We start from the raw sequence: 19,029 nt of genomic DNA on the forward strand, positions 1-19,029 counted from the left end.
CGTGAGCACCACCGACCCCACCCCTGACAGCCACCTGCTGGGCGCCGCCGACATCCGGGAGCTGGCGGCCGCGTTCGGCGTGAAGCCGACCAAGCAGCGCGGGCAGAACTTCGTCATCGACGGCAACACCGTGCGGCGGATCGTCCGGGCCGCCGGGGTGACGGAGCAGGACGCGGTGGTCGAGGTCGGGCCCGGGCTCGGGTCGCTGACGCTGGCGCTGCTGGAGGTGGCCCGGCACGTCACCGCGGTCGAGATCGACCCGGTGCTGGCACAGCACCTGCCCGACACCGTCGCCGCCCGGATGCCCGCCCGCGCGAACTCGTTCGACCTGGTGTTCAGCGACGCCATGGAGGTCACCGAGCTGCCCGGGCCGGCGCCCACCGCGCTCGTCGCCAACCTCCCGTACAACGTGGCCGTGCCCGTCCTGCTGCACATGCTGGCCACCTTCCCCAGCATCGAGCGCACCCTGGTGATGGTGCAGAGCGAGGTCGCCGACCGGCTCGCCGCCAAGCCCGGCAACAAGGTGTACGGCGTCCCGTCGGTCAAGGCCAACTGGTACGCCGACGTGAAGCGGGCCGGCGCCATCGGGCGGAACGTCTTCTGGCCCGCCCCCAACGTCGACTCCGGGCTGGTCTCGCTGATCCGCCGCGAGCCGCCGAAGACGAGCGCCAGCCGCGAGGAGGTGTTCGCGGTCGTCGACGCCGCGTTCGCCCAGCGGCGCAAGACCCTGCGGGCCGCCCTGGCCGGCTGGGCCGGCTCCGCCGCCGGGGCCGAGCAGGCGCTCGCGGCGGCCGGGATCGACCACAAGCTGCGCGGCGAGATGCTGACGGTGGAACAGTTCGCCGCGATCGCCGAGCACAAGCCTCAGCAGAGCGAGAAGGATTCCGCGTGATCACCGTACGGGTGCCGGCCAAGGTCAACGTCCAGCTGGGGGTCGGCGGGCTGCGGGCCGACGGTTTCCACGACCTGGCCAACGTCTTCTTCGCGGTCGCGCTCGGGGACGAGGTGACGGCGACGGAGTCGTCCGAGGGCGTCACGCTGTCCTGCTCCGGGCCGGACGCCGACGCCGTTCCGCTCGACGACAGCAACCTCGCCGCGCGTGCCGCCCGGCTGCTCGCCGCCCACCACGGCATCGCCGACCCGGGCGTGCACCTGCACATCGCCAAGGCCATCCCGGTCGCCGGCGGCATGGCGGGCGGCAGCGCGGACGGCGCGGCGGCGCTGGTCGCCTGCGACGCCCTGTGGAAGCTCGAGACCCCCTTCGAGACGCTGCTGGAGCTGGCCGCCGAACTCGGGTCGGACGTGCCGTTCGCACTGCTCGGCGGCGTCGCGCTGGGCCGCGGCCGGGGCGAGATCCTGGAGCCGCTCCCGGTCGAGGGCACCTTCCACTGGGTCTTCGCCGTCGCCGACGGCGGCCTCTCCACCCCCGCCGTCTTCCGCGAGTGCGACCGCCTCCGCGACGAGGCCGGCACCGGCTCCGCCGCCACCGACGTCCCCACCCCCGACGCCGACCCCGCGCTGCTCGCCGCCCTGGCCGACGGTGACGCCGTCGGCCTCGCCGCCGCGCTCGCCAACGACCTCCAGCCCGCCGCCCTCTCGCTGCGGCCCGCGCTCGCGGACACCCTGCGGGCCGGTACGGACGCGGGCGCCCTCGGTGCGCTCGTCTCCGGCTCCGGGCCGACCTGCGCGTTCCTCGCCAAGGACGCCGACGGCGCCGCTGCCGTCGCGGCGGCCCTGCGCGCCTCCGGCACCTGCCGGACGGCGCACGCCACGTACGGGCCGGTGCCGGGGGCAGCGGTGGCGTAAACGGGTGTGAGGGTGCCCGTTCCGGCCCATTAGGCTGGGGAGATCGGGGAGTCCCCGAGAGGGGCGCCCGGTCGCGAACGGCGGGCCGCCCCGCGACCGCCGAACCCAGGAGCGCAGCACACGTGGCCGTCAACCTCGCCACCATCGAGTCCGTCACGAAGGTCTACGGCACCCGCACCCTGCTGGACGCGGTCAGCCTCGGCGTCAGCGAGGGCGACCGGATCGGCGTCGTCGGACGCAACGGCGACGGCAAGACCACCCTGATCCGGATCCTCGCCAAGCTGGAGGAGGCCGACGGCGGCCGGATCACCTGGAACGGCGGCCTCCAGCTGGCCGTCCTCACCCAGCACGACTCGCTCGACCCCGAGGCCACCATCCGGCACGAGGTGATCGCCGACCGGGCCGACCACGAGTGGCTCGGCGACGCCCGCATCCGCGACATCATCGAGGGCCTCTTCGGTGGCCTCGACCTGCCCGGCTTCGCCGACGGCCTGGACACCGTCATCGGCCCGCTGTCCGGTGGCGAGCGCCGCCGGATCGCCCTGGCCAAGCTGCTGCTCGGCTCGCCCGACCTCATCGTCCTCGACGAGCCCACCAACCACCTCGACGTCGAGGGCATCAACTGGCTCGCCGAGCACCTCCGGAAGCGCCGCTCCGCGCTCGTCTGCGTCACCCACGACCGCTGGTTCCTCGACCAGGTCTGCACCCGGATGTGGGACGTCCAGCACGGCGACGTGCACGAGTACGAGGGCGGCTACTCCGACTACGTCTTCGCCCGCGCCGAGCGCTCCCGGATCGAGGCCGTCGAGGAGCAGAAGCGCCAGAACCTGGCCCGCAAGGAGCTCGCCTGGCTGCGCCGCGGCGCCCCCGCCCGCACCTCCAAGCCGCGCTACCGCATCGAGGCCGCCAACGCCCTGATCGCCGACGTGCCGGAGCCGCGCGACAAGTCCGAGCTGATGAAGTTCGCGAACGCGCGGCTGGGGAAGACGGTCTTCGACCTCGAGGGCGTCACGGTGAAGGCCGGCCCGAAGCTGCTGCTGGAGAACCTCACCTGGCAGCTCGGCCCCGGCGACCGGATCGGCCTGCTCGGCGTCAACGGTGCTGGCAAGACCTCGCTGCTGCGCGCCCTGCGCGACGCGTACGCCTCCGAGGGCGACGTGCAGCCCGCGTCGGGCGTGATCAAGGTCGGCAAGACCGTACGGCTCGCCTACCTGTCGCAGGAGGTCGCGGAGTTGGACCCGGAGATCCGGGTGCTCCAGGCCGTCGAGCAGGTGCGCTCGCGCGTCGACCTCGGCAAGGGCCGCGAGATGAGCGCCGGGCAGCTGTGCGAGCAGTTCGGCTTCGGCAAGGACAAGCAGTGGACGCCGGTCGGCGACCTGTCCGGTGGCGAGCGGCGGCGGTTGCAGCTGCTGCGGCTGCTCATGGACGAGCCCAACGTGCTGTTCCTGGACGAGCCCACCAACGACCTGGACATCGAGACGCTCAACCAGCTGGAGGACCTGCTGGACGGGTGGCCGGGCTCGATGATCGTCATCAGCCACGACCGGTTCTTCATCGAGCGGACGACGGACGTGGTGCACGCGCTGCTCGGCGACAAGCGGATGCGGATGCTGCCGGGCGGCGTCGACGAGTACCTGGAGCGGCGGGCCCGGATGGCTGCTTCCGCCGTGCCGGTCGCGGCTGCCCCGGTCGTCGAGGCGGCTGCCACCGGGCTGTCGGGCGGGGACCTGCGGGCCGCCAAGAAGGAGATGCAGAAGCTGGAGCGGCAGATCGCCAAGCTGGACGAGAAGGAGAGCAAGCTGCACGCCCAACTCGCCGAGCACGCCGCCGACTTCTCCAAGGTCGCGGAACTGGACGCGCAGCTGCGGGCCGTCCGGGACGAGAAGGAGGAGCTGGAGATGAGCTGGCTGGAGCTGGCCGAGCAGGTCTGATCGTTATTTGGTGAGCAGGACTTCGAGTTCGTCCGCCGCACGGCCCAGCGCACTGCGCGTCGGGTCGTGCGGCTTCGTCGGGCGGGGTGTGGCTCCGGTCGGTGGGCGGTGGTTCCGGGCGGCCGTGGTCAGGTCGTCCAGGGCCCGGCGGACCCGGTCCACCTCGGCCGGGTCGGGCACCCGGCCGCCGTACCGGATCTGCGCCGCGTACGCCGCCACCGCTCCGCCCAGTCGCTCCAGCGCCGCCGTCGCCGGCAGCCACTGCTCGGCCAGCCGGCCGGTGGGCGGCGGCTCGGCGAGGCCTTGCTGCACCTCGTGGCGGGCGTCGGCGAGGGACCGGTAGGCCGTCCGGCGCAGCCAGACCTGGGACTGGTCCCCGTGCCCGGTTGTCGCGTCCAGGTAGCTCTTCAGCGTGGTCGTCGCCTCTATCAGGCGGGGCTCGATCCGGTGGCGGGGGCGTTCCGGCCAGAGCAGGTAGCCGAAGAGCAGCACGATCGCGCTCGCCAGGGCCGTGTCCAGCACCCGGGGCCAGAACTCGGCTGCGCTGCTCTGACCGCCGAGTTGGATCAGGACCAGGGCCATCGGCGTTATCACGACCGTGTTCAGCCCGTAGTGCGCCGCCGTCGCGTAGGGGAGGAGGGCGACGCAGAGGGCGGCGACGGCGGTGAGGATCCACTCGTTCGTGGTGACGCCCACGACGATCGCGGTGAGTGCCACCCCCAGCACGGTGCCCACCGAGCGGCTCACCGCGCGCAGGAACACCGAACCGAGATCCGGCTTGAGGACGAACGCGATCGTCATCGGGAGCCAGTAGCTCTTGCTGAGCTGGTAGTTGGCGCTGACGGCCTGGCCGATGGCGATGCACAGCGCCACGCGCAGGCCGTACCTCACCGAACCGCGGGACAGCAGCCGTGCGCGCAGGTGCCACGGATCGGGCGGAGGCGCGGGAGCGGTGCCGAGCGCGGTGTCGCGGCCGGCCACGGTGTCGGCGGCGGCGCGCAGCGCCACGTCCAGCGCCTGCCGGGCCGGGGTGTCCGGCCGCCAGTCCGGGACGGTGACCTCTGTGCTGTCGTCCTCCACGGCGCGTGCGAGGCGGGCTGGGACGTCCGCGACTTCGGGCGGGACCGGGCGCAGGGCCCACAGCAGCCCGGTCGCCGCCTCGGTGGCGGCGAGGACGGCTGCGTACCGTGGATCGGTCTCCTGCTTCGTCATCAGGTCCTGCACCTGATTCAGGCGGGCCGTCAGCACCTGGCGCGAGGCCGCGCCCTGCGGCGTGCCGAGATCGGCCAGCATGCGGGCGAGCGCTTCGTAAGCGGCGGCGAGCGCGCGGGTGCGCGGGTCGGAGGTCGGGCGCAGGCCGAGGACGAAGACGAACGCCGCGCCCGCGAGCATCATCGGCGCCGCCGCCCACCAGAGCTGGGGAAGCGGCATCCCACTGCCCAGCGCCGCCGACACCAGCAGCAACATCCCGGCCGCGGACCCGCGCGGACCGGTGGCGCTGAGGACGCCGGAGGCGAAGGCCGTGGCGGTCAGCGCGGTGCCGAGGGTGGTGGCGTCGGCGTGCGCGTGCTGGAGGGCCGTGCCGATCAGCATCCCGAGCGCGGAGGCGAGGACCGCCGTCCCGATCCGCGCCGTGCGCAGCCCGATCGACTCGTCACGGTCGTTCATCGTCGCGTGCATCGCCCCGAGCCCGGCGAACACCCCGAGGTCGAGGCGGTGCGCGAGCAGGCCGGCGGTGAGGGGCGTTGCCATCCCGAGGGCGGCGCGGGCCATCAACACTCGCGGGAACGGAGCCGGGAGGGGCGCACGGCCCTGGCCCACCACGGGCTGGCGGGGCTCTCCGATGGCATACGGTCACGTCCGTTCTGCTGCCAGGGGTCGCTGCTGTGCGACGTTGCGCGGCAGATGGGGCGTAGTGGTCAGCTTACCGGGTGGTGGGCGTGTCAAGTTCGTACCGATCGCGTCCAGGCGCGCCAAGGCTGACGGAGGCGATCGCTAGCATTGCCACGTCGGCAGCCTGCCAGCGGGGTGGTTGTTCCGTTGCCGACCGCGACTGTACGGACGAGAAGTTGACGGTGTGTTGTGGGCTGCCGCCTGCAGCGGGGGGAAAGAGGTGGTGTGCTGTGCCGGGTGACGTCAAACGAGGCGAGCGAGACAGGTACGACGACCCCGTTGTGCCGGTGGAGAAGCCCAACGTTCCCGATCTGGTGTCTGCCTTCGGCAAGCAGGACGTCAAGGTGGAGCTCGAAACGCTCACGGCGTTTGCGAAGAAGGTCGAGGCGCTGCTGCAGACGATGGACGGTTCGGCGGCCTCGGCCAGCAAGCTCCAGGCGCAGACGCTGTCAGGGGCGACTCTGATCAGCGGCGACAAGAGCGGCGAGGTTGTGGAGGCTGCCGCCCTGACAGCCGCATACGACAAGGTTCACACCAAGCTCGTCAAGCTCCACTCGGACCTCGTCTCCCAGGTCGACGCGATGAAGCTTGCAGTCGGGAAGACAGCCGGCAGCTATGCGGGCAACGAGGAAGCGACAGCTGCCGCGCACAAGGCTGTGGGAACGAACTTGGGCTCCGCCACTAAGGCGACCGGGGCGAACAGGCCTGCGTCCGATGTCGGCCAGAGCCTGTAACGGTGAAGTGGGTGACAGGTTGACGGACAGGGGGAGCAGGTAATGGCAGGCGGAACGAAATTCGACAGCTACGACCACGCCCAACTCAAGGCGATGGTCAGCACCACCAACGCGAGTACGGTGCTGAGCCGTGGTACTCAGCTGAGGGAGGCCGGTCAGGCCCTGAAGGACCTCAGCGAGGCACTCAAGTCGCACGTCGATAACGTCGGCTGGGAGGGACCGGCCGCCGAGAGTTTCAAGACCTGGGCGCGGAACCTCCAGAATTCGGCCGCACAGATCGGGGAGTACTCCAGCAAGGCCGGCGAGGCAATGCATCATGCGGGCGAGGCACTCAGCCTCGCCCAGGTCGTCGTGCCCGAACTTCCCCATGCAGACATCGCCACGTACGACAGGGCCACGAGCCAGCTGAGGTATGTTCCGTCGAACATCCCACCGCTACCCTCCAGGGAGGCATTTGACGCCTATATGACGCAGACCTGGGGGGCGTCCTGGGTCACTAAGGCTCAGGCCGACAAGGCGAAGGCGGTCATCGATAACGAACACCAGGAAGCCGTCCGCCAGATGGAGAAGCTGGCACAGGCGTACTCCGCGGCGACCGACGTGCTGAACACGCTGCCGGACCCGGACACGGCGGGAAGTTCTGGCAAGGCCCGCTACGGCTCTGCTGACTACTCGCCAGGGAGTGGCAGCGCTACGGGATCAGGTGGTGCTGTCCGCCAGCCGCGTGGGAGTGTCGGCAGCGATGGAGGTGTCCAGCGGTCGGCGGGCGGAGGCTACAGCGGCGGCTCTGTAGCGCTCCATCAACCGTTGTCCGGTTCACAAGGGGTGGACACACCGAGTCGCGCCGAGTCGATCTCTTCGCACAGTGGTGGACACGTGCCGTTGCCACAAGAGCAGGCTGCCTTCACACCATCGTCAGTTCCGTCGTTGCCGATTGATCGTCCTGGCACAGGCCTCGACAGCCTCCCAACAACTCCGACCCTTCCGAGCCAGAGTGGTCCGGTCGGTCCCAGCGGAGAAAGCGTCCCGTTCGACGGGTTGGGAGGGTTCCCAGGGCGCGCGGGTGATGGTGGAGGCAATGCGGGTTTGCCGGGGGGCGGTCCGATGCCGATTGGTGGCTTCCCGGGGAAGGGTGGGGCGGTCCCGGCCAGGAATGGTGGCTCGATCCCAGGCAAGAGCGGCGGTTCGGTTCCCGGCCGTCCAGCCCCCTTCGGTGGCGGCTCCCTTCCGGGGAATGCCGACACTACCGCTGGGCTGCCCACCGGGACCGTCTTCGGCTCCCGTGAGGCTCAGCCGGGTCGGGCAGGGGCATCCGGCATGCCCGGGATGGGCGGCATGCATCCCGGAGTGGCTGGTCACGGAGTGGGCGGTTCGGGTGGGGGTACACGAGGCCGAGGTTTGACCTCGACCCCTGGCGGGATTGTTGGAGGGCGCAAAGGCCCTTCGACCAGTGGTGAGTTCACTCCTGGTGGGACCGGCCTGCGCAGGCGGGCTGGGGCTGTCGAGGGTGCGGCTCGTAATGGCCAGAACGGTATGCCGGCTCCCGGCATGCATGGGGGCGGAGCAGGGAGGAATGGCGGCGACCGCCGCCAGCGTGCCGACTACCTGTACGAGGACGAGGAGACCTGGACCAGCGGTACGCCGCACAGCAACCCGAACGTGGTTGAGTAGAACTGGCGTGACTGCCCGGCTGTTGGGACCTACCGGCGGCTGGGCAGACCTGTCCGGGGCACCGCCCTCGGCTGACGGGGAGACTGACGAGGAGTTGTGATGCGGCTGACGAACGGACGAGTGCGTGGGCGGGTCTTCGCTGGAGCGTTCCTGGCAGCCAGCTTCGTGGTCGGCCCGGCTGTGGCTCCGGCGGCCGCGGAGGGTTCTATCCGTGATGATCAGTGGCATCTGGATGCAATGCATGCTCCGGAGATGTGGAAGACCTCGACCGGGCAGGGGATCACGGTTGCGGTGATCGATGGCGGATTCAAGTTCGATCACCCAGACCTGGTGGGTCAGTTGTTGCCCGGGAAGGACGTGAGTGGCACTCCCGGTGGGGTTGGGGCCGATCTCAGCGGGCACGGGACAGGGATCGCCAGCATAATCGCGGGCACAGGCAAAGGCATGGGGGGCAAAGGTGCCTATGGCTTGGCTCCAGGTGTCAAGATCCTTCCGGTGAAGATCAATAACGGTACTGAGGGGGGCGGGGTTAGTTCACGCTTCTTCCTGGACCAGATCGGCCAGGCCGTCGATTATGCCGTCGACCAGGGTGCCAAAGTCATCAACATCTCACAGGGAACAGAAGCAGTAACGACAGATCCTGATGACGTGGCGAAGCTGAACAGCGTGCTCGCGCGTGCGGCGGCGAAGGGTTCGCTGATGGTCGCGAGCGTCGGAAACAGTGCGCAGGACGGGAATCTGGTCGAATACCCGGGTGCTCTGCCCTATGTTGTCGGCGTTGGGGCCATCGACAAGAACGTGACGAGAACGGCCGAGTCACAGCAGGGGCCGCAGGTTGATCTCGTAGCCCCCGGCGTGGACATCATCGCCGCTTGCACCGGGCCCACGGGCTACTGCAAGAGCCACGGTACGTCGGATGGGGCTGCGTTGGTTTCCGCGTCAGCGGCCATGGTCTGGGCTGCGCACGCCGACTGGACGGCAAACCAAGTGCTGCGCGTGCTCATCAACACGGCGGGTAAGCCGACGGATGGCTCTAACCGCAACGACAGTATCGGGTACGGCGCGGTGCGGCCCCGGATTGCTCTGACGACGCCGGGCGATCCGGGGCCGGCGGATGTCTACCCGATTCCGAGCAAGACGGCTCCACTGCCCTCCGCTTCGCCGTCGTCCACTGCCCCTTCTGCCTCTCTTGCCCCGGCGACCTCGCCCGCCGTGGTGCCTGCGGCACCGGCGAATACCAGTCCGCCGAAGGTCGCGCAGAGCGCGGACAAGGCGTCCGATTCCGGCAATGCGGTGCTGCCGATCACGATCGCTGCGATCGCCGGGTTGGCGCTGGTGACAGGCGTGGTGTTCTTCGTGGTGCGGCGGCGCAGTGCGGCCAGCAAGGCAGCGGCTTATGAGCCTCCGTTGCTGCCGCCTCCGCCGTCGTATGAGCCGCCCGTGGCGCCAGGGGACAACCCGTGCGCGAGGTAGTCGGCAGCCGTGTCGTTCGGAGCGGACGTCATGGTCGACGATGAGGCGGAATTGGAGCATCGCGTCGGGGGTCGTGTCAGTGGCCGACGGCCAGACAAGATCAATGCCTGATCGGAGGTGATGGCGGCGCCTCTGCCGAGCGAGGCGTCGCCTCCGGTCATGTGGCCGTCTCACCCTTTCGGTGGCTTGGCGCCGTTGGGCCACACGCATGGGGAGGTGAAGGTGATCTCCAGCGTACGGTCCGCGTCTCCGAGTTCAGTCATGCTGGCGTTGAAGTTATTCGAGTTGTTGGTGAAGAAGAGCGAGGGAGCGGACAGGGCGGAGTCAGGGGTCGGCTTGAACCCCATGGATTCAACCTGGGAACGAAATGCCGCAAAGTAGTCTGGATGCCGCTCCAGCGGCACGCCGGGCAACTTCCTTTCGGTGTCGATGTTTACGCGACCGTCCTCCTCGGAGGGGGCATCATTCTTGAAGCAGAAGCTGTCGCTGTCGTTCTCGGTCATGGTGGTGACCGGCTGTGGCAAGCTGGCTACCACCTGGGCGATATAGCTTTCAGTCTGTGCCTTCGCCTGTGCGCGGGTCATCGTTGGACCGCTTGCGTCATCGCCGCAAGCTGCCACGGCCAACACCAACGTTATGGTCGTGACCAACCTCCCGACGCACCGCTTGTAGCTCATCAAAGCCTCCACGTCCCTGCGGCCACTTCGCCAAATGCCCTGACTGATGGTGAATCTTTCACCCAGTAGTGGTTGTGGTCGCTGTTTCCCGCCGGTAGATGCTTGGCTCCGAATGAATCCCACGTCGGGTCAAGGCCGAAGTTGAGAGTGCCGGCCGCTATCGCGATGCCGATGTCGTCGCCACCCCGCGCAACATATACGTGGGAGGGGTCGATGTTCAGATCTTTGGCGTGATCCACGCCGACTCCTGGACTTCCTACCAGGACCACGTCATCGACCGGCAGATTGTGGTCGCGCATGGTGTAGCCAACGGTGGTACTTCCGTAGCTGTGTCCCATGAGTACGTTGTGCGAGGGCGTTCCCTCGTGGGTTGAGCGCAGACCGATCTGGAATCGGGCGAGATCCTTTTCCGCGTTCTGAGCCCACGATTCGTAGGCTGCCTCGGGCAGGATGCTCTGCGGTGCGTCGTAGCCGACCCAGGCGATGGTGGCGGTGGTCTTGGTGCTGTCCGCCTGTTTGGCAGCCCTTGCCATCTCATCCGCCTTGTCGACGTCGCCGCTGGCCGTGCCGAACCTGGAGGTGGTGCCGGGGACGAAGGTCACGACGTTGTCGGCTGTGTCGGGGTTGTTGACCGAGACGATTGCCCGGCCTTTGCCCTTGGTGTCGAAGCCGAGGAGAAAGGCCGGCGTATTGTCGCGGAACTTGAGTTTGTCGCCCGCCAGCCGACTTTCGATGTCGTTGATCGAATGAAGTTTCTCTTGCAGGTCGTCGTGCTTGGTCCGCCATGCGCTGTAGTCCGCGTTCTCGACAGAGCCGCGGCCCGCCTTGACTGTATGGGCTGGCTCTGGACCCAAGTGGTCGAGCTGGAGCTGAAGGTCCTGCTTGCTGCGCTGCAGGTTGATGCGGTTGGCCTGGTCGCGGGCGATGGCGGGGACGCCGTCGAGATTGCCGACCTGGTCGGGATGGTTGAGGATGAACCGCTGCTGCTGGGCCTCAGTGAGGCCGTCCCACCAGCGCTTCACGCCGTCGGGGTCGGTACCGGTGGCAGGTACTTGGTCGCGGGCGGCCACGGCTGCCTGATCCTGCTTGACGGTGGCGGCGTCCAGGCCGGTGCCGCTGCTTGCGTTGTAGGCGAGGTGGCTGAGTCTCTGCTCGATCGCTTGGTCGGCGTGGTCGGCTTCGTTGAGCGCGGCGGTGATCCGCTTGCTGATCTCCTTGGCGGTCGCCTCGGCATCGGTACCGGCGAAGTTCGGGGATGTGGACTCGTTGTCCCAGGTGAGGCGGCCGTCGGGGGCCACGTTGAGCTTGGCGTTCTTGGCGTCGTCGAGGGCGCTGATCAGGTGTGCCTGAGCCGCCGCGAAGCCCTCGGCGGCATCGGCGAGTGCCTTGCTGACGAAGGAGAGTTCCTGGTGGGCGGCCTGGAGTTCGCTGCCCAGGTTCTTGATCTGGGTCCCGGCCGAGGTGGCCGTGGTGCCGGTCCAGTGCTCGGCGGTCAGGCGATCGGCGATCTCGTGCTGCCACGCTTCCGTAGCCTTGCCGAAAGTGGTGGCCAGAACGTCGAACGCGTTCTTGGCGGTGGTGATGTTGTTGATGTTCGCGTTGTAGAGCGTTGCGATGTCCACAGCTACTTGGCCTTCCGCTCGGAGGCGGCGCGCGACTTCTCGGCGGCCGTGGACGGTTCACCGACCAGCACTGTGCCGAAGGGATCGGACTCGGTCGGTCGCGGGACCCCGCGGCCCTCGCCCTGAAGGTGCGCGTACACGCTCTGCTCGTCCTGGCGGTAGATGCCGGCCGTCTTGACGAGGTTGGCGCCGAGGTCGCCCATGTCCTTGCCGAGCTTGTCGAGCAGCGTCTTCCAGTTCGTGCCGCAGCTCTGCAGGGTGGTGGCGGTCTGCCAGCCTGCAGACTGGCGGCGGCCTGACTGCACGGTTCGGTGATCTTCGCGGTTTCGGTCGGTATCTGAGCCGCGATGAACTGGGCGCTCAGGCCCGTGTTTTCCAGCGCGGCCGGATTCACCTTGAACTCTGCGGCCAGATCGGGATTCGGCACGGTCCCCCCATGTGCGTCGCGCTCGGTGGCGTTATGACGATAGTGCGAATGTGGTCGGTGATCAGGAGGCACACGCCCGGCGTGCGGGAGGCGGGGTGCGCCGATGTCACTCGGGTGGGGGCTGTGTCGGCGAGGACGGCGGCCGTCAGGGTGGCGGTATGGATACGCAGGGAGCTTGGCGGGCGGGGCAGTTGCGGAGGGCTGCGGGTGCGGCGTTGATCGGGACGGCGATCGAGTTCTATGACTTCTTTGTCTATGGGACCGCGGCGGCGTTGGTGTTCGGGGAGGTGTTCTTTCCCGGGCTAGGGGCTGTGGGGGCGCTGCTGGCGGCGTTCTCGGTGTATGCGGTGGCGTTTCTGGCGCGGCCGTTGGGGGCCGTGGTGTTCGGGCACTTCGGGGATCGGCTGGGGCGGAAGGCGACGTTGGTGCTGTCGCTGCTGTTGATGGGGTTGGCCACGGCGGCGGTGGGGGTGTTGCCGGGGTTCGCCGTGTGGGGGTGGTGGGCGCCGGTGGTGCTGGTGGTGCTGCGGGTGTGTCAGGGCGTCGGCCTGGGTGGGGAGTGGGGTGGGGCGGCGCTGCTGATCGCGGAGAACGCGCCGGCGGGGAGGAGGGGGCGGTACGGGGCGTTTCTGCAGCTGGGGCCGACGATCGGGTTCGTGTTGGCGAATGGGGGGTTCCTGGCGCTGCAACTCGGGCTGGATGAGCGGGCGTTCAGGGAGTGGGGGTGGCGGGTGCCGTTCGTCGCTTCGCTCGGGCTCGTGGCGGTGGGGTTGTTCGTGCGGTTGAAGGTGGAGGAGTCTCCGCTGTTTCGGGGGCAGGGAAGGGGGACACAGAGGCTGCCCGTGGTGGAGGTACTCCGGGATCACTGGCGCACGGTGCTGGTGGGCTGCGGCGTGATCACCGTGGGGTACGCGCTGTTCTACCTGACCACGACGTACGCGCTGGCGTACGCGACGACCGGGCTCGGGGTGGCGAGCACGCTGGTGCTGTCGATGCTGCTGGTGGGCGCGCTGGGCATGGCCGCGACGGTGTGGGTGAGTGCGCGCCGCAGCGACGGCTGGGGGCGGCGGCGGACCCTGACGGGGGCGACGGGGCTGGCGATGGCGTGGTCGCTGGTGCTGTTCCCGCTGCTGGAGACGGTGCGCCGGCCGTTGATGTTCGTGGCGCTGGCGGGGGCGATGGTGGTGCTGGGGTGTCTGATGGGGCCCTTGGCGGCGTTCCTGCCGGAGCTTTTCCCGACCCGGGTGCGCTACACGGGCGCGGCGTTGACGTACAACCTGGGCGGGGTGGTGGGCGGTGCGACGACACCGCTGGTGGCGACGCGGCTGACCGAGGCGTACGGGACGGCGGAGCCGGCGGGTTGGTACCTGGCCGGACTGGGCGCGGTGGCGCTGCTCTGCCTTCGGCTGCTGCCGGAGACGTCGGGCGTGGAGCTGGGGGCTGTGGACGGCGGAAGCCGCCGGGCGCCCCTCCTCGGGGCGGATCCGGCGGCTTAGCCGATCAGAGGATCAGCCGGCGAGGGCGGCGCGGCCGGCCAGGACGACGGCGGTGTGCTTGGCGACGCGCTCGCCGAGGTGCTCGGCGGTGGCGATGTCGGCCTTGTGCACGGCCTCGGCGCCGGCGTCGGACGGGGAGGAGGCGGCGGCGCCGTTGAAGAAGCCGAGGCGGTTGAGGTCGTTCTCGGTGGCGGTGGTGGAGTTCCAGCCGGGCTTGAGGCCGAGGTTGACCCAGTTCATGCCGTGCTGGGCGGCGAGGGTCTGGAAGAAGCCGAGGGTGCCGGCCTTGTCACCGCTCTTGGAGGCGGAGTTGGTGAAGCCGGCGGCGACCTTGTCCAGCCAGGCGTCGGTGAACCAGCGCTTGCTGCTGGCCTCGGCGAAGACGTGGAAGGCGCCGGAGGCGGTGCCCATGTAGGTGGGGGAGCCGAAGACGACGGCGTCGGCGGCGTCGAGCTGGGCCCACTGCTCGTCGGTGATGGTGTCGACGGCGATCGAGACGACCTCGGCACCGCCGGCGACGGCGCCGCGGGCGACGGCCTCGGCGATGACGGCGGTGTGGCCGTAGCCGGAGTGGTAGGCGATGGCGACGGTCGGGCGGATGGCGGTCATGTGGGCACTCCTGTGCGGTGACGAGCGCGAACGGTGGCGGCTGCGCGTGGAGAAGGACCGGGTGGGGCGGCGAGCCGCGCCCCCGGTCGAACGGTCTCCAATATAGACCAGGTCTCCATTGGTTACCAGGAGTGGATTGGAGACCGGGCCGGTACCCTGGACGGCATGACGACGCAGGAGCGGGACCGGCCCGGGCGGGACCAGTCGACGGCCGGGCCGGAGGCGATACGGGATGCGGCCCGGGGAGACGTGGCCCAGGAAGACGCAGCCCGGGAAGAGGCCTGCGAGGCGATGCGCGGGACGGCCTGCGAGGCGGCGCGCGAGACGGTCTGCGAGGGCGCGGACGGCGAAGAGGCGCTCGACATCTTCGCCCAGCGCTGTCCGAGCCGCGTGATGTTCGCCGAACTCGTCGACAAGTGGTCGATGCTGATCCTGATGAGCCTCGCCGCGTGCGGCCCGCAGCGCTTCTCCGAGCTCCAGCGCGCGGTCGGTGGGGTCAGCCGCAAGATGCTCACCCAGTCGCTGCGCACCCTGGAGCGGGACGGACTGGTGCGCCGCACGGTGTATCCGGAGACGCCGCCGCGGGTGGTGTACGGGCTGCTGCCACTGGGCGCGGAGCTGGCCGAGCTGCTGGCGCCCCTTGGACGTTGGACGGAGCAGCACACCGAGCAGATGATCGCGGCCCGCAAGGCGTTCGACCAGGCGCACACCGACGGCTGAGTCTCGCGGTCGAGGCGGGCCGTCGGGCCTGCGGACTCGATTTCCCTTTCGGGTCGCCCGCCGTGTAATGTCTTCCTTGTTCGGCCGGTTCGCCCCTATAGCTCAGTCGGTAGAGCGTCTCCATGGTAAGGAGAAGGTCTGCGGTTCGATTCCGCATGGGGGCTCCGCTGAAAGACCCTCGCCCTCGGGCGGGGGTCTTTCGCTTTTCCCCGGAAAGTGCGCGGCACGTGCGACGGTCTGGCGTGCCGGGTGCGGAATGCGCTGTGATGGTGCGTCATCGGCCGCCCGCCCAACGGGTGCGGGCGCGAGCCGGACCCCGACCGGGAGGGCGTCATGGGCGTTCGACTCGTGGTGGTCGACGACCACCGGCTGCTGGCCGAGGCGCTGGCGACCGCGCTCCAGCTGCGCGGTCACCGGGTGCTCGCGGTCGGTTCGCCGGCCTGCGTCGCCGCCGATCTGGTGGCCGGGAGGCGGCCCGAGGTGTGCCTGCTCGGGGTGGCCGCGCCGGCCGAGCCGGGGGCCTTCGACGGGTTGCGCCGGATCCGCCGGGAGCGGCCCGAGGTGGCCGTGATCGTGCTCGGCCCGGTAGGTGAACTGCGTGGCGTGGCAGGCGCGTTCGCGGCCGGCGCGGCGGGGTACGTGCCCAGCGACGAGCGGATCGAGGTGGTCGAGCGGGCGATCGGGCGGGCCCGGGCGGGCGAGGCCGCGGTGGACGTGGACGTGCTGCGGGAGGCCTTCGACCAACTGCTGCGGCCGGCCGCCGAGCCGGACGACGAGGCGGTGCGGCTGCTGCGCCTGCTGACGCGCCGTGAGGTGCAGGTGCTGGCCCGGATCGCGGACGGCGAGGACACCGCGGCGATCGCGGCCGGGATGCGGATCGCCGCGAGCACCGCCCGGACGCACGTCCAGCGGGTGCTGATGAAGCTCGGTGCGCGGACCCGGCTGGAGGCGGCGGCGGTGGCCGCGAGGACCGGTCTGCTGGAGCGGATGGCCGGGGGCTGAACGAGACGGACGGCCCGGGGCCGAACCCGCCGGAAGCAATCCGGGACCGGCCCGGGAACAGTCCCGGAGGGTGGTCCCGAGCACTCCCGGCGGCCAGGGAGAATGGGCCGCAGTCGTTCGCACGTTTCCGATGGCCCCGCCCGATCCGGCGGACCATCGCCCGCTGGAGGTCTCATCATGAGTAAGTACCTGGTCACGGGTGGCGCCGGCTATGTCGGCAGCGTGGTGGCCGCCCACCTGCTGGAGGCCGGGCACCAGGTGACCGTCCTGGACGACCTCTCGACGGGCTTCCGCGAGGGCGTGCCGGCCGGTGCCGAGTTCGTCGAGGGCCGGATCCAGGACGCCGGCGAGGTGCTGGACGGCTCCTTCGACGGCGTGCTGCACTTCGCCGCCTCCTCGCAGGTCGGCGAGTCGGTCGTGGACCCGGAGAAGTACTGGCGCAACAACGTCGCCGGCTCGCTGGAGCTGATCAGCGCGATGCGCGCCGCCGGTGTGCGCAAGCTGGTGTTCTCCTCCACCGCCGCCACCTACGGCGAGCCGGAGGTCGTGCCGATCGCCGAGACCGCCCGTACCGCGCCGACCAACACCTACGGTGCCACCAAGCTGGCCGTCGACCACCTGATCACCAGCGAGGCCGTCGCCCACGGCCTGGCCGCCGTCTCGCTGCGCTACTTCAACGTGGCCGGCGCGTACGGCGCGTACGGCGAGCGGCACGACCCCGAGTCGCACCTGATCCCGCTGGTCTTCCAGGCCGCGCTGGGCCAGCGCCCGCACATCGCGGTGTACGGCGACGACTACCCGACCCCGGACGGCACCTGCATCCGCGACTACATCCACGTCGCCGACCTGGCCGACGCCCACCTGCTGGCGCTGGACGCGGCCAAGCCGGGCGAGCACCTGATCTGCAACCTGGGCAACGGCAGCGGCTTCTCGGTGCGCGAGGTGATCGAGTCGGTCAAGCGCGTCACCGGCCGGGAGATCCCGGTGCAGGTCTCCGGCCGCCGGGCCGGCGACCCGGCCGTGCTGGTGGCCTCGGCCGAGCGCGCCCACCAGGCCCTGGGCTGGACGCCGCGCCGCCCGAACCTGGACGACATCGTCGCCGACGCCTGGAAGTTCACCCTGGAGAAGAACGGCAGCTGAGCCGGTCCGATCCGCAGGGCAGGCGCCGCCCCGAGTCGAACGGGGCGGCGCCTGCGCCTGTCCGGGTGCGGAATGCGCCGAGAACCGGCGCTGCCCCCGGCGCTGCACCCGGTGACGCCACTGCATGTCCTGATCAAATCCAGCCACGTCTACACCTCCTGACGAAACTTCACCAAACCACCACGAGCGCGATCCCCGGCCCGTACGCTGAGTGCGGTACCGGTTGAGGGGCGCGGGGGGCAGTAACGACCGGATCGCGGGCGCCGGGGCCGGTCCCCGCCCCGGGCTCGGGCCGGTCTGAGCAGGGGGGTAGTGACGATGGGGCGGATCCGCGTCCTGGTGGTCGACGACCACCGGATCTTCGCCGAGGCCCTGGCCGCGGCGCTGGCCGCCGAGCCCGACGTCGAGGTGGGTGCGGCCGGCAGCGCGGCCGCCGCCGAGCGCGCGTTGGAGCGCGCCGCCGTCGAGGGCCGGGCCTTCGACGTCGTCCTGATCGACGCGGACCTCGGGGCCGAGGCCGCCCCGCCCGGCCTGCGCAGACCCGGCCGGCCCGGCGCGGAGCCACCGGATCCGGCCCGCCGCCCGGCCGTCACGGTGCCGCTGCCCCGCCGCCCGGCCGTCCCGCCGCCCGGGGTGGGCGCCCGGCCCGCGAACCCCCTGCGGCCCGACCCCCAGCGCACGGACCAGTTGCGCGCGGACCAGCTGCGGCCGGTCGCCCCGCCGCCGGACGGGATCTCCCTGCTCGCCCGGCTCCGCCGCGGCCACCCCGGACTGCGCGCGATCGTGCTGGCCACCGCCGACGACCCGCACCGCGCCGCCCGGGCCCTGCATGCGGGGGCCACCGGCTGGGTGGCGAAGGAGAGTTCGCTCGCCCGGCTGCTCGCCGTCGTACGGGGGGTGCTGCGGGACGAGACGCACCTGCCGCCCGCACTGCTCACCGGCGTGATCCGCGAGCTCACCACGGCCCGGCGCGACCGCACCGAGAGCGAGCGGCTGGTCGAGACGCTGACCCCGCGGGAGAAGCAGATCCTGCGTTGCATGGTCGCGGGCCTGGGCCGGCAGGCGGTCGCGGAGCGGCTCTACCTGTCTCCGCACACTGTCCGCACCCACATGCAGAACGTGCTCGGCAAGCTGGGGGTGCACTCGACCCTCGCCGCCGTCGCGGTCGCCCGCCGGGCCGGGGTGAGCCCCGCCGAACCGGCCGCGCCCACGGCACCGCCGTCCGTCGCCTCGACCACGGTGCCGGGTGCGGGGTAGCGGCGGCTCAGCCCGGGATGTTGTCGAAGGGTGCGACCAACAGTCGCAGCAGTGCGGCGAGTTCGCCCTGCTGGCCGGAGGTGAGCTGGGCGAGGAGTTCGCGCTCGTGCGCGAGCAGTCCGGCGAGTGCCTGGTCGGCGCGGTCGCGGCCGTCGTCGGTGAGCCGGACCAGCACGCCGCGCCGGTCGTCCGGGTCGGGCAGGCGCTTGACCAGGCCCTTGCCGGTGAGCCGGTCGATCCGGTTGGTCATGGTGCCGGAGGTGACCAGGGTCTGGGTGAGGAGCTGTCCGGGGGAGAGCTGGTAGGGGGAGCCGGCCCGCCGCAGGGCGGTCAGGACGTCGAACTCCCAGGGCTCCAGGCCGTGCTCGGCGAACGCGGTCCGGCGGGCGCGGTCCAGGTGCCGGGCGAGTCGGCTGACCCGGCTGAGCACCTCCAGCGGCTCCACGTCGAGGTCGGGGCGCTCCCGGCGCCACGCTGCGACCAGCCTGTCGACCTCGTCCTCCATGACGATCAGTGTATCGGTGGATGTGTCGATGTGAAGTCTCTTGACATCGAGAAATGTGCCCGCGAG

The 19,029-nt window shown here is 70.5% G+C and carries 16 protein-coding genes and 1 tRNA gene; 11 read left to right on the top strand and 6 right to left on the bottom strand.

The features are described 5' to 3' along the window. The first annotated feature begins 1 nt into the window (after position 1). The 3 genes from rsmA (at position 2) to F7Q99_RS15955 (ending at position 3,737) form a co-directional block, all read left to right on the top strand. Positions 2 to 892, top strand: coding sequence for a 16S rRNA (adenine(1518)-N(6)/adenine(1519)-N(6))-dimethyltransferase RsmA (gene rsmA / locus F7Q99_RS15945; RefSeq protein WP_326846720.1), 891 nt, complete (start codon positions 2 to 4; stop codon positions 890 to 892). Next, on the top strand, positions 889 to 1,806 hold the full coding sequence (locus tag F7Q99_RS15950) for a 4-(cytidine 5'-diphospho)-2-C-methyl-D-erythritol kinase (RefSeq protein WP_326846721.1): 918 nt from the start codon (positions 889 to 891) through the stop codon (positions 1,804 to 1,806). The genes rsmA and F7Q99_RS15950 overlap by 4 nt, the downstream gene beginning before the upstream one ends. A 122-nt stretch (positions 1,807 to 1,928) precedes the next feature. Further along, on the top strand, positions 1,929 to 3,737 hold the full coding sequence (locus F7Q99_RS15955; RefSeq protein ID WP_326846722.1) for an ABC-F family ATP-binding cassette domain-containing protein: 1,809 nt from the start codon (positions 1,929 to 1,931) through the stop codon (positions 3,735 to 3,737). 3 nt (positions 3,738 to 3,740) lie between these two features. On the opposite strand, the gene F7Q99_RS15960 is transcribed toward F7Q99_RS15955, so the two are convergent. Continuing rightward, positions 3,741 to 5,489: an FUSC family protein gene (locus F7Q99_RS15960; protein WP_153462159.1), complete on the bottom strand. Its 1,749-nt coding sequence runs from the start codon at positions 5,487 to 5,489 to the stop codon at positions 3,741 to 3,743. A 371-nt stretch (positions 5,490 to 5,860) separates the two neighbouring features. Between F7Q99_RS15960 and F7Q99_RS15965 the strand changes: the two genes are divergently transcribed. Then, positions 5,861 to 6,364, top strand: coding sequence for a hypothetical protein (locus F7Q99_RS15965; RefSeq protein WP_153462161.1), 504 nt, complete (start codon positions 5,861 to 5,863; stop codon positions 6,362 to 6,364). 1,770 nt (positions 6,365 to 8,134) lie between these two features. Continuing rightward, a complete protein-coding gene (locus F7Q99_RS15970; protein WP_153462163.1) occupies positions 8,135 to 9,508 on the top strand; it encodes a S8 family serine peptidase in 1,374 nt (457 codons plus the stop codon). Positions 9,509 to 9,678: 170 nt separating this feature from the next. Here the strand turns inward: F7Q99_RS15970 and F7Q99_RS15975 are convergent, their stop codons facing one another. Genes F7Q99_RS15975 through F7Q99_RS15985 form a run of 3 tightly spaced genes read right to left on the bottom strand, consistent with a single transcriptional unit; the run spans position 9,679 to position 12,112 of the window. Beyond that, a complete protein-coding gene (locus F7Q99_RS15975; protein WP_153462165.1) occupies positions 9,679 to 10,185 on the bottom strand; it encodes a hypothetical protein in 507 nt (168 codons plus the stop codon). Beyond that, positions 10,185 to 11,807, bottom strand: coding sequence for an alpha/beta hydrolase (locus tag F7Q99_RS43165; protein WP_153462167.1), 1,623 nt, complete (start codon positions 11,805 to 11,807; stop codon positions 10,185 to 10,187). Before F7Q99_RS43165 ends, F7Q99_RS15975 begins: the two co-directional genes overlap by 1 nt. Before the next feature lie 2 nt (positions 11,808 to 11,809). Continuing rightward, positions 11,810 to 12,112: a hypothetical protein gene (locus F7Q99_RS15985; protein WP_153462169.1), complete on the bottom strand. Its 303-nt coding sequence runs from the start codon at positions 12,110 to 12,112 to the stop codon at positions 11,810 to 11,812. A 280-nt stretch (positions 12,113 to 12,392) separates the two neighbouring features. Between F7Q99_RS15985 and F7Q99_RS15990 the strand changes: the two genes are divergently transcribed. Then, positions 12,393 to 13,730, top strand: a complete 1,338-nt coding sequence (locus F7Q99_RS15990) for an MFS transporter (protein ID WP_153462171.1) — start codon at positions 12,393 to 12,395, stop codon at positions 13,728 to 13,730. A 12-nt stretch (positions 13,731 to 13,742) separates the two neighbouring features. On the opposite strand, the gene F7Q99_RS15995 is transcribed toward F7Q99_RS15990, so the two are convergent. Next, a complete protein-coding gene (locus F7Q99_RS15995; RefSeq protein ID WP_153462173.1) occupies positions 13,743 to 14,339 on the bottom strand; it encodes a flavodoxin family protein in 597 nt (198 codons plus the stop codon). Between the two features lie 165 nt (positions 14,340 to 14,504). Between F7Q99_RS15995 and F7Q99_RS16000 the strand changes: the two genes are divergently transcribed. The 5 genes from F7Q99_RS16000 to F7Q99_RS16020 all read left to right on the top strand — a co-directional run bounded on the left by F7Q99_RS16000 (position 14,505) and on the right by F7Q99_RS16020 (position 18,458). Then, positions 14,505 to 15,059, top strand: coding sequence for a winged helix-turn-helix transcriptional regulator (locus F7Q99_RS16000; RefSeq protein WP_230210234.1), 555 nt, complete (start codon positions 14,505 to 14,507; stop codon positions 15,057 to 15,059). A 91-nt stretch (positions 15,060 to 15,150) separates the two neighbouring features. Continuing rightward, positions 15,151 to 15,223, top strand: a tRNA-Thr gene (locus tag F7Q99_RS16005). A 169-nt stretch (positions 15,224 to 15,392) separates the two neighbouring features. Then, the gene (locus tag F7Q99_RS16010) at positions 15,393 to 16,061 is read left to right on the top strand and encodes a response regulator transcription factor (RefSeq protein WP_153462175.1); all 669 of its coding nucleotides are present in this window, start codon (positions 15,393 to 15,395) and stop codon (positions 16,059 to 16,061) included. Positions 16,062 to 16,238: 177 nt separating this feature from the next. Beyond that, positions 16,239 to 17,201 (top strand): UDP-glucose 4-epimerase GalE, encoded by a 963-nt coding sequence (galE, locus tag F7Q99_RS16015; protein ID WP_153462177.1) that lies wholly within the window; start codon positions 16,239 to 16,241, stop codon positions 17,199 to 17,201. A gap of 318 nt (positions 17,202 to 17,519) precedes the next feature. Further along, positions 17,520 to 18,458 carry a response regulator transcription factor gene (locus tag F7Q99_RS16020; RefSeq protein WP_153462179.1) on the top strand — a complete coding sequence of 313 codons (939 nt, stop codon included), beginning with the start codon at positions 17,520 to 17,522 and terminating at the stop codon, positions 18,456 to 18,458. A gap of 7 nt (positions 18,459 to 18,465) precedes the next feature. Here the strand turns inward: F7Q99_RS16020 and F7Q99_RS16025 are convergent, their stop codons facing one another. Next, complete coding sequence (locus F7Q99_RS16025) at positions 18,466 to 18,963, bottom strand: MarR family winged helix-turn-helix transcriptional regulator (protein WP_153462181.1); 498 nt, start codon at positions 18,961 to 18,963, stop codon at positions 18,466 to 18,468. Between the last annotated feature and the right edge of the window lie 66 nt (positions 18,964 to 19,029).

This window comes from Streptomyces kaniharaensis (assembly GCF_009569385.1).
Taxonomy (GTDB): domain Bacteria; phylum Actinomycetota; class Actinomycetes; order Streptomycetales; family Streptomycetaceae; genus Kitasatospora; species Kitasatospora kaniharaensis.